The sequence below is a fragment of the Nitratidesulfovibrio oxamicus genome (assembly GCF_015731765.1).
GTDB classification, from domain to species: domain Bacteria; phylum Desulfobacterota; class Desulfovibrionia; order Desulfovibrionales; family Desulfovibrionaceae; genus Cupidesulfovibrio; species Cupidesulfovibrio oxamicus.
This window is the reverse complement of record NZ_VRYY01000008.1, coordinates 1-10,002: the sequence shown is the minus strand read 5'-3', so window position 1 is coordinate 10,002 and position 10,002 is coordinate 1. Positions and strand designations below refer to the sequence as shown.

Genomic DNA, 10,002 nt, shown 5'->3' with positions numbered 1-10,002 from the left:
CGCGGCGCCGCGCACGTCACCGCGCCCGCAGGGCGGGGCTGGCGGTGGCGCGGCGCACGGTGCGGCTAGAATTCGTCGTCGTCCATGGCCCCGGCGTTGTCGTCCGGGTCCACTACCTTGGTGGGCATCATGCCCAGGTGCTCGATGAGCTTGGCTTCCACGTTCAGGCGCAGGGCCTCGTTTTCCTCCAGCAGGGCGCGGACGTTTTCCTTGCCCTGGCCGAGGCGCTCGGACCCGAAGGCGAACCACGAGCCGCTCTTTTCGATGATGCCCACGTCGGAACCAAGGTCGATGAGTTCGCCGGTGCGCGAAATGCCCGTGCCGTACAGGATGTCGAACAGCGCCTCGCGGAAGGGCGGGGCCACCTTGTTCTTCACCACCTTGACGCGGGTGCGCGACCCGTAGACTTCTTCCTTGTCCTTCAGGGTCTGGATCTTGCGGATGTCCAGGCGGATGGAACTGTAGAACTTCAGCGCGTTGCCGCCGGTGGTGGTTTCCGGGTTGCCGTAGCCCATGGTGCCGATCTTCATGCGGATCTGGTTGATGAAGATGACGGCGGTGCGCGACTTGTGGATGGTGCCGGTAAGCTTGCGCAGGGCGTGCGACATCAGGCGTGCCTGGCCGCCCACCTGCATTTCGCCCATCACGCCTTCCAGTTCCGCCTGGGGAATCAGCGCGGCCACCGAGTCGATGACCACGATGTCCACGGCGCTGGAACGCACCAGCATGTCGGCGATGTCCAGGGCCTGTTCGCCGAAGTCGGGCTGCGAGATCAGCAGTTCGTCGGTCTTCACGCCAAGGCGGCGGGCGTAGTTGGTGTCCAGCGCGTGCTCTGCGTCGATGAAGGCGGCGGTGCCGCCCAGCTTCTGGCATTCGGCGATGATGTGCAGGGCCAGCGTGGTCTTGCCCGAAGATTCCGGGCCGTAGATTTCCGACACGCGGCCACGCGGAATGCCGCCCACCCCGAGGGCCAGGTCCAGCCCGATGGAGCCGGTGGGAATGACCGGAATGTTCACGTGGGCGGTGTCGGACAATTTCATGACCGAGCCCTGGCCGTACTTGCGCTCGATGGTGCTGAGGGCCGTCGAGAGGGCCTCGCGGCGCATCTCTTCCGGCGTCAGCGCGGGTTTCTTCGCCATGTATGTCTCCGGGGTGGGATGATTGCGGGCTTGGGGCGCCCCGGCGGGTCCGGGTGCCTGACGGCAGGCCGGGCGCCGGAGGGCTTCACGGGGAATATCAGAAGGCGCGGCGGCGGGCAACGCCGGGTGCGCGGGTCCGGATGGGGGGACAGGCCAGGACAAGACAGGGGAAGGGCGGGAACAGGCAAAGGTCGGGTGAGGGCAGGAGGAAACCGGCAGTGAGGGGGCGGTCGCGTTCTTCCGTCGCCCGCCGCCCGTTCCCGCACCGCGCCCCTTGCCAACGGGCCCCCCGCGCCGTATGTCACCCCCCATGGAACGCAAACGCTATGACGCCGTGGCCCTGTTGTCCGGCGGTCTCGATTCTATTCTGGCGGTGAAGGTCATCGAGGAGCAGGGGCTTGCGGTCAAGTGCCTGCACTTCGTCTCTCCGTTTTTCGGCAAGCCCGGCAAGGTGAAGCACTGGGAGGCCATCCATGGCCTCGACATCGCCGCCGTGGACCTGGGCGAGGCCTTTGCCGCGCTGCTGCGCGAACGTCCTGTCCATGGCTTCGGCAAGGTGCTGAACCCCTGCGTGGACTGCAAGATCATCATGATTTCCCGCGCGCGGGAGATGATGGAACGCTACGGCGCCTCGTTCATCATCACTGGCGAGGTGCTGGGGCAGCGCCCCATGTCGCAGCGGCGCGACACCCTGAACGTCATCCGGCGCGACGCCGGGGTAAAGGAACTGCTGCTGCGCCCCCTGTGTGCCCAGAAGCTGGACCCCACCCCCGCAGAGGAATCGGGCCTGGTGGACCGCAGCCGCCTGCACGCCATTTTCGGGCGCGGGCGCAAGGAACAGATGGCCCTGGCCGAAAAGTACGGCCTGACGGAAATTCCCACCCCCGCCGGGGGCTGCAAGTTGGCAGAGCGCGAAAACGCGCGCCGCTACTGGCCGGTGCTGGCCCATTCACCGTACGCCACCGCCGCGGAATTCAAGCTGGCCAACATAGGGCGGCAGTACTGGGCCGGGCCGCACTGGCTGTCCATAGGCCGCCACCAGGCCGACAACGACGCGTTGGTGCGCTTTGCCTTTCCGGCGGACCTGCACTTCAAGGTGGCGGGTTTTCCCGGTCCGCTGGCCATCGGGCGGCAGTTCGACGGCAAGGCCTGGGACGCGGAAGTGGTGCGCGATGCCGCCGCCTTCGTGGCCTCGTTTTCTCCGAAGGCGGTGCGCGAGGGAACACCCGTTACCGTGCGCGTGGCGGGGCCGGACGGCATGGCCGAGGTGACGGTAACCCCGGCACGCACCACCCCGCTGGGCTGGGGCGAGCTGAACTGGCAGGGCGTGCGCGAGGAAATCCGCGCCGACGCCCGCGCCCGTGCACTGCCCGTGCCCGAAGGCAACGACGACGGCCCCGACGGGCAATCGGAATAGAGGAAAGGAGCGCAGGGGCGCCCCATTCGGCATGCCTGCCGGGGGCGGTGCCTTCCAACTCTCGCTCTGCCCACCACACCCACGGTAGACCCTTTGCGTGGTACTGCAAAGTACTACCAGCATTGCGCCCTTCACAGGCGGCACTTGCGTATGCGAGTGCCGCTTCTTTTTGGTATGGTCTGCCATTTCGCACCGTTGCGCGCCGCTGCCGGATTCCGGAGTATTCGCGGCAGGGCGAGAGGGCATAAATACCTTGATAAAGAAGGGGGATGAGTCTAATGAGGGATGCCCGGATAGCCCGGAGCTCACATTTCAAGGAAACAGTGCACATGGCGAAACAGATCACCACCGCCCGCGACGGCTTCGCAACGCGCCTCGGCGTGCTTGCGGCCACCCTCGGCTCGGCCGTGGGCCTCGGCAACATCTGGAAGTTCCCGGCCCTCACCGGGCAGAACGGCGGCGCGTCGTTCCTGCTGGTGTACGTGCTTGCCACCCTGCTGGTCGGCCTGCCGGTGATGATATCCGAAATCATGCTCGGTCGCCGCGCCCGGGCCAACGCCGTGGGCACCTTCCGCCAACTGGCCCCCAAGGGCCAGCCCTGGCACCTGGTGGGCTTTTCGGGCGTGGTGGCAGCGTTCCTGATCATGGGCTTCTACACCGACGTGGCCGGGTGGGTGTTCGCCTACATCTTCAAGGCAATGTCCGGCGAAATCGCCACCACCGACCCCGCCGTGGCCGCCAAGGCCTTCGAGGCGCTGGTGGGCAACCCGGTGCAGTCTCTGCTGTGGCAGTGGGGCGTGCTGGTGCTGATCAGCGTCATCATCATCGCCGGTGTGGCGCAGGGCATCGAACGCACCACCAAGGTGCTGATGCCCGTGCTGCTCCTGCTGCTGGTGGCGGTGTGCGCGCGCAGCCTTACCCTGCCCAAGGCGGCCGAAGGGCTGGCCTTCCTGTTCACCCCCGACTTCAGCAAGATCACTCCCGGCGTCATCCTGATGGCCCTGGGCCTAGCCTTCTTCAAGCTGTCCATCGGCATGGGCACCATGACCACCTACGGCAGCTACTTCCGCAACGATCAGGACATTCCGCTGACGGCCACCCGCGTCATGCTGTGCGACCTGACCATCTCCATCCTTGCGGGCATGGCGGTGTTCCCCGCCGTGTTCAACTTCGGCTTCGAGCCCAGCGCCGGGCCCAGCCTGCTGTTCATGACCATCCCCGCCGTGTTCACCTCGCTGCCGGGCGGCCAGGTATTCATGATCATCTTCTTCTGCCTTACCGCCATCGCCGCCACCGGCGCCATGCTCTCGCTGCTGGAAGTGCCCGTGGCCTGGCTGGCCGAATCGTTCGGCATGCCGCGCAAGCGCGCCACCATCCTCACCTCGGTGACGCTGGCGATCATCGGCCTGCCGGCCACGCTGTCCATGTCCACCATGGCCAACGTGAAGATATTCGGCATGACCGTGTTCGACCTGTACGACTTCCTGTCGTCCAACGTGCTGCTGCCCGTGGGCGGCATCTTCATCTGCCTGTTCGCGGGCTGGGTGTGGGGCGCGGCCAACGTGAAGACGGAACTGTCCAACAGGGGCCAACTGCTCAACGGTCCCATCATCGCCGCGTTCCTGACCGTGGTGCGCTGGGTGAGCCCGGTGCTGGTGCTGCTGGTTCTCCTCAAGGGGCTCAAGGTCTTTTAGCGCGCGTCGAAAACGCGCAGTGCGCGGGCAATGGCGGCGTCAAACCGTTTTTTTGCTCCGGTCGAGTACGGGACGAGTACACTCCCGTCGCAAAAAAACGGTTTTCCTTGCCCTTGCCGCACGTCCTGCGCGTTTTCGGAAAGCCGCTGAACCCGCGTGAAAGCCGGAAATACTGCCGCGCGCGGATGCAGGTACGCCTCTCCTTTGCCCGCCTGCCGAAAGGTACACACACAAAGGCCCCGCTTCGGCGGGGCCTTTTGCGTTGAATGAGCAGGGGGCTGGGACGCGCGGGAAGGGGAAGTGAGGAAAAGGCGAATGCGGGAAGGTGCAGGCCGGTCCCGCACCTCACCATTCCTTGCGGCCCCCCGCGTAGGGTTTGGCCAGCCCGCGCTCGATGAGCGCGGAGGCGATGTCGCCGCCGTCGGCCTCCACATCTGCCAGCAGGCGGAAGTACTTGTCGCGGCGCAGGTTGCGCAGGGTCACCGTGCTGCCCGGCGCGGCCATGTGCAGGGTCAGTTCGCGGGCGCGGCGCGACAGTTCGCGCAGTTCGGCGCGCGGGTCGCGTTTTTCCGGGGTGTCGCACCCGGCAATGCGCACGCTGATGGCCCGGCCCGCTACCGGCGGGTAGCCGGGAATGTCCACCACCAGCGTGTCGCCGTCCGGCACACGGAGCACCACGGCCCGCGCATCGCCGAATGTTTCCCCTGCCCGGCAGGCAAAAACGCCCGTGTCCGCCAGCAGCGGCGGAAACAGCAGGGGCAGGGCCAGAAGCCCGGCGCGGAGCATGCGGGCAAGGAGTGTGCGGCGCATGTATATATAAAAATCTATATACAGGAAAAGTGCAAGGGGTCGCGCGGCACGGGATGGGGTGTAGGGCAGGAGTGAGCAGTGCATCATGCTCATGCACTTCGGGGCTGTCGTACCATGCAGCATCCGCCAGCATATGGCAAAACCCCGGAAAAACCGGCATCCGTTGCCGCCGCAATCGTGCCGCAGTCCGAATGGCGCAGAAAGGAATGGAATTTGCTGTACTTTTGGCGGAAGGAGAAAAAAATGCCCCGGCGGCAGGGCCACCGGGGCGGGACGGAATGCGGCAAGGGGCAGGAACCCCGTGGTGTCAGCCGAAGATTTCTTCCTTGGTCACTGCCTCGGCCTTGATGCGGTCGAGCAGTTCGGCGAACACGGCCTTGACGTTTTCGCGGATGTCGCCCGCCACCACCAGGAACAGCACGTCGTCGCCGGGAGCCAGTTCGCCTTCCACGGCGTCGGCCAGGATGCGGAAGATGCCCGGACGCGTCGACAGCTCGCGGCATATTTCATTGATGCGATCACGGTCGGGGGTTACCCTGATGGCGACCACATTGCTCTTGTCCTTGCGCGACCAGCCGCGCACCACGCCGTTGTGCACCAGGACCATGCCGACATTGTCGGCGAAGCCCGGTTCCTTTTTCAGGTCCGCAAGGGCCTTGGTAACGTCCATTCATCACTCCGTATCAGGGTTGTTCCCTGGTTAGCCGTATCCAGAGGTCCGGATGCCCCAGTTGCAATCGTTGCTGCGCCGCCTGCCGGAGTTCCGCGAATCGCGCATGAGCGCCGCGGGTCTTGCCCTGTGGCTGAACTGGCAGGGCGACATCAATCCTGCCGTGCCGCAGACCCTGCAGGACTATGGCGGCATGACCATTGCCGCCGAGCGCGACCAGTCGCTGTGGTTCTTCTTTTCGGCGGACGTGTTCCTGGCGCTGGCGCGGCTGGAAATATGGGGCAAGTTCAACCCGTTGCCCGTGGCGGGCCAAGTGTTGCCCGCGCGCCTGCTGCTGGGCATCAAGCGCGAGATTTCCCTGTCGCTGGAAAACGTGCTTACCACGCAGGAACTCATTGCCCCGCAGGAATTCCAGGTGTGGGTGCACCCCCGCGCCCGCGAGATGGGCACCGGCGTGCCGGGCCTGTCCTTCGAGAAGGCGGCGGCCCTGCGCGGCATGGTGCCCGCCGAATGGACCATGCTGCGGGCCGATTCGCGCCTGCCGTACCAGTCCACCACCGGATGGTACTCGGTGCTGCGCCCCCTGGGCAACCCCCTGGACAAGGGATTTCAGGCGGGCTGGCGCTCCATGTTCGGCGAGATCGAGGAAATTCTCAAGCGCCACAAGTTCAAGTACATCCTGCACGAATCCTTCCTTATCTTTCCGCTGGAAAACCTGCGCCTGTACCGGCAGTGGTGCCGCGACCTTTTGCAACGCGTCCGCGAGGTGAAGGAACAGCGCCCCGACGCCTACTGGCCGTGCGTCAGCGCCATCGTGGACCGCAAGGGATTGAACTTCAACAACGAACTGCCCCGCAAGGTCGCCCTGGACTGGGACCAGCTGGTGCCAGACTACCCGCACACCAGCTTTCGCAACGCCTACCTGCTGGGCGAAGGCTTCACCATCCACGAGGTACGCTTTTCGGTCGAGCACAGCAGCATGGACGACTGGTGCAACGTGGGTCTTGCCGACGACGGGCAGGAAGCGGGGGCGCTGCCGGTGGTGGTCTCCACCCGCGCAGTGGCGGGCAACAACCCGTGCTGCTTCTACTGCGGCATGCGCAACCACGAAGTCACGGCCTGCCCCACCCGCAAGCTGGATACCCTGACCCCCAGCGTATGGCGCGACGTGGCCCTGCTGGATTTCGAAACCCTGAACCAGGGCTTCCAGATCATCGACGCGCAACTTGCCGGTGACATAGGCGAAGGGGTTGCCGTGCTGCTGGCCTCCGAAGGGGCCGAAGGCATCATGACCCGCGCCATGTTCGACATCGGCAGCGCCGGGCAGCATCGCATGGTGCGCCGCATGTGGCTGGCGCGGGGCAAGGAATATCCGAAAGGCCTCGACGAACTGGCCCCCAAGGACGACAACCCGGTGTGGGGCGTTCTGGAATCCATCCGCCACGGTGAGCCGGTGGCGCTGGAGCGCGAACTGGCCCAGATCCAGATCAAGAACCCGCGCGACTACCGCAACCGCACCATGCTGGGGTACGTGGCCCTGGAACGCGGCGACCACCTGCGCGCCGCTTCGCTGTGGAAGGAGGCGGAAACCCTGGCCCCCACGGCGTTGCAGCAGGGTTGGCACATCTTTCTCCAGGCCCGTCTGCACGAGGTGCAGGGCAAGTACCAGCCCGCCACCCAGTTGTACCGGCAGGTGGTGCGGCTGTGCCCGCAGTGGTCCGATGCCGAGTACCGCCAGGCGGTGTGCCACGTGAAGATGGGCTTCGTGGAGCAGGCCACGGCGCAGTTGCTGGCCCTGATCGCCCAGGATCCCAATGTGTTCAACCGCGTGCTGCTGGACCCGGAACTGGAGCGCGGCCACCTGCACCTGCTTACGGCGCTGCACGTGCCGTGGAGCGAGGCGGAGAACCGCGTGGAGGAAGAAAAGCAGGGGCTGGCGCGCCTTCGGGCGGAACTGGGCACGTGGTTCAGCGAAGAACACCCCTTTGCGGTGCAGACCGACGTGCGCGTGACAAACCTGGTGCGCATGGCCGAGATACGCAACTTCGTGCCGTTCCAGACGGTGATCAACGGGCGTTCGCAGCTGGAAAAGGACATGCAGTTGCGCATCGGGCGCGAGGCCAAGGACCTGAAGACGCGGTTCAACGGGTTCATGGCCCGGCTGATGCACATCCGTGACGAAGCCGCCTGGTTCCCGTTTCCGCGCATTCTTGTGGAATTCAACAAGAATTTCAATATGTGCGGCGCCAGCCTGAACTGGGCGCTGAAAACGAATTTGCAGGTTGCGGAAACCTTCAAGCGCGCCCATGCCGTGGCCGAAGCCGAAGAAGATCGGCTGAAGGACCTGGAATCGCGCCTGAAGTTCCTGCGGATGGTGCGCGATTCCACGCTGTTCATGCTGCTGTTCTGGCGCAGCTTCCTGTGGATGGAGATCGTGGGGCTGCTGCTGATCCTGGTGGCGGCGCCGCTGGCCCTGTTCTATGGCGAGCGCGCCGGGGCCACGTGGGCCTCGGGCCTCATCAGCACCCAGAAATGGCAGTTGCAGAAGGGGTTGATCCTCATCCTCTCCGTGGTGGCCCTGGGCCTTGCCGCGCTGCGCACCACCCTGGTCTTCGAAAAGAAGAAGGACAAGTTGTTCAACGAGGCCCGCGAAAAGCGCAAGAAGAAAAAGAAGTAGGAGCGTCGTGGTGATCCGGTTGGCCGCGCCCCAAAGGCGTGGGCCGGGCACGACGGGATTCGTGATGAGAGGAAACGCCCGCGCGACGGTTGTCGCGCGGGCGTTATGCATTCAGTCCGGCCTTTCTGGCGGTCTGGCCGGGCGGTACGCGCCGGAGCGGGTTACTGCTGGTCCACGCCCTTCATGCCCAGGCTCACCCTGCCGCGCGCCCGGTCCACCTCCAGCACCCGTACCCGCACGGCGCGGCCCGGGGCCACCACTTCTGCCGGGTCGCGCACGAAGCGGTCGGACAGTTGGCTGACGTGCACCAGCCCGTCGCGGTGCACCCCTATGTCCACGAACGCCCCGAAGGCGGTGACGTTGGTGACGATGCCCGGCAGCACCATGCCCGGTTCCAGGTCGTCGGGCGAATGCACTCCCTCGGCGAAGCGGAACGGGGTGAAGGACGGGCGCGGGTCGCGCCCCGGCCTGGCCAGTTCGGCCAGGATGTCGGTGAGGGTGGGCAGGCCCACGCCGTCGGCAACATACTGCTCGGGCCGGATACGTCCGCGCAGGTCGTCGCGGCGCAGCAGGTCGGCCAGGGCGCAGCCAAGGTCCGCCGCCATGCGGGCCACAAGGTCGTAGCGTTCCGGGTGCACCGCGCTGGCGTCCAGCGGGTTGTCGCCGCGCACGCGCAGGAAGCCCGCCGCCTGTTCGAAGGCCTTGGGGCCAAGGCGCGGCACCTTCAGCATATCCTTGCGGCTGCGGAAGGGGCCGTTTTCCGCCCGGTGGGCCACGATGTTGCGGGCCAGCACCGGGCCGATGCCGGAAACGTGGGCCAGCAGTTCCGGGCTGGCGGTGTTGGCGTCCACGCCCACGGCGTTGACGCACGAGGCCACCACCTCGTCCAGGGCGCGGCGCAGGGCGGCCTGGTCCACGTCGTGCTGGTACTGGCCCACGCCCAGCGAGCGCGGGTCGATCTTCACCAGTTCCGCCAGCGGGTCCATCAGCCGCCGCCCGATGGAAACGGCCCCGCGCACGGTCAGGTCGTGGTCGGGAAATTCGCGGCGGGCCGCGTCGGACGCGGAGTACACCGAGGCTCCGGTTTCGTTCACCAGCACCACGTCCACCCCGGCGGGCAGGCCCGCCCCCCGCACGAAGGCCTCCGTCTCGCGTCCGGCGGTGCCGTTGCCCACGGCCACCACCTCGATGGCGTATCTGGCGCAGCAGTCGCGCAGGGTGCGTGCGGCGCGTTCCGCTCCGGCATCGCCCGTCAGCGGATGAATGACCTCGTGGTGCAGCAGGGAGCCCTGCGCATCCAGGCAGACCAGCTTGGACCCGGTGCGCCAGCCGGGGTCCAGCGCCAGCATGCGGCGCCCGCCCAGGGGCGGGGCCATGATCAGTTCGCGCAGGTTGGCGGCGAACACGCCGATGGCCTGGGCTTCCGCCCGCTCGCGCAGGGCCGTGCGCAGTTCGTTTTCCAGCGATGGAGCCAACAGCCGCTTCCAGGCGTCGGCAAGGGCCGCCTCCACCTGTCCGACGGCGGTTTCGGGCCGTGGGGCGGCACCCGTGGCAGCGATGCCCGCCCGGCGGTGCAGGGTGTCCAGCGCGTCGGC

General features: G+C 66.4%; 7 protein-coding genes. 3 read left to right on the top strand and 4 right to left on the bottom strand.

Features of this window, described 5'->3' with window-relative positions; translation table 11 throughout:
• Nucleotides 1-65: 65 nt before the first annotated feature.
• The gene (recA, locus tag FVW20_RS00400; RefSeq protein ID WP_196607810.1) at nt 66-1,139 is read right to left on the bottom strand and encodes a recombinase RecA; all 1,074 of its coding nucleotides are present in this window, start codon (nt 1,137-1,139) and stop codon (nt 66-68) included.
• A gap of 310 nt (nt 1,140-1,449) precedes the next feature.
• On the opposite strand from recA, the gene FVW20_RS00395 reads away from it, so the two are divergent.
• The gene (locus FVW20_RS00395; RefSeq protein ID WP_196607809.1) at nt 1,450-2,556 is read left to right on the top strand and encodes a tRNA(5-methylaminomethyl-2-thiouridylate) methyltransferase; all 1,107 of its coding nucleotides are present in this window, start codon (nt 1,450-1,452) and stop codon (nt 2,554-2,556) included.
• A gap of 329 nt (nt 2,557-2,885) precedes the next feature.
• Nucleotides 2,886-4,250, top strand: coding sequence for a sodium-dependent transporter (locus tag FVW20_RS00390; RefSeq protein WP_196607808.1), 1,365 nt, complete (start codon nt 2,886-2,888; stop codon nt 4,248-4,250).
• Between the two features lie 345 nt (nt 4,251-4,595).
• Here the strand turns inward: FVW20_RS00390 and FVW20_RS00385 are convergent, their stop codons facing one another.
• A complete protein-coding gene (locus tag FVW20_RS00385) occupies nt 4,596-5,060 on the bottom strand; it encodes a thermonuclease family protein (RefSeq protein ID WP_231038741.1) in 465 nt (154 codons plus the stop codon).
• Between the two features lie 307 nt (nt 5,061-5,367).
• On the bottom strand, nt 5,368-5,730 hold the full coding sequence (locus FVW20_RS00380) for a molybdenum cofactor biosynthesis protein MoaE (protein WP_196607807.1): 363 nt from the start codon (nt 5,728-5,730) through the stop codon (nt 5,368-5,370).
• A 52-nt stretch (nt 5,731-5,782) separates the two neighbouring features.
• Between FVW20_RS00380 and FVW20_RS00375 the strand changes: the two genes are divergently transcribed.
• Nucleotides 5,783-8,407 carry a tetratricopeptide repeat protein gene (locus FVW20_RS00375; protein ID WP_196607806.1) on the top strand — a complete coding sequence of 875 codons (2,625 nt, stop codon included), beginning with the start codon at nt 5,783-5,785 and terminating at the stop codon, nt 8,405-8,407.
• Nucleotides 8,408-8,568: 161 nt separating this feature from the next.
• Here FVW20_RS00375 and FVW20_RS00370 read toward each other — a convergent pair.
• A partial coding sequence (locus tag FVW20_RS00370; protein ID WP_231038740.1) for a helix-hairpin-helix domain-containing protein occupies nt 8,569-10,002 on the bottom strand: 1,434 nt, incomplete at its 5' end.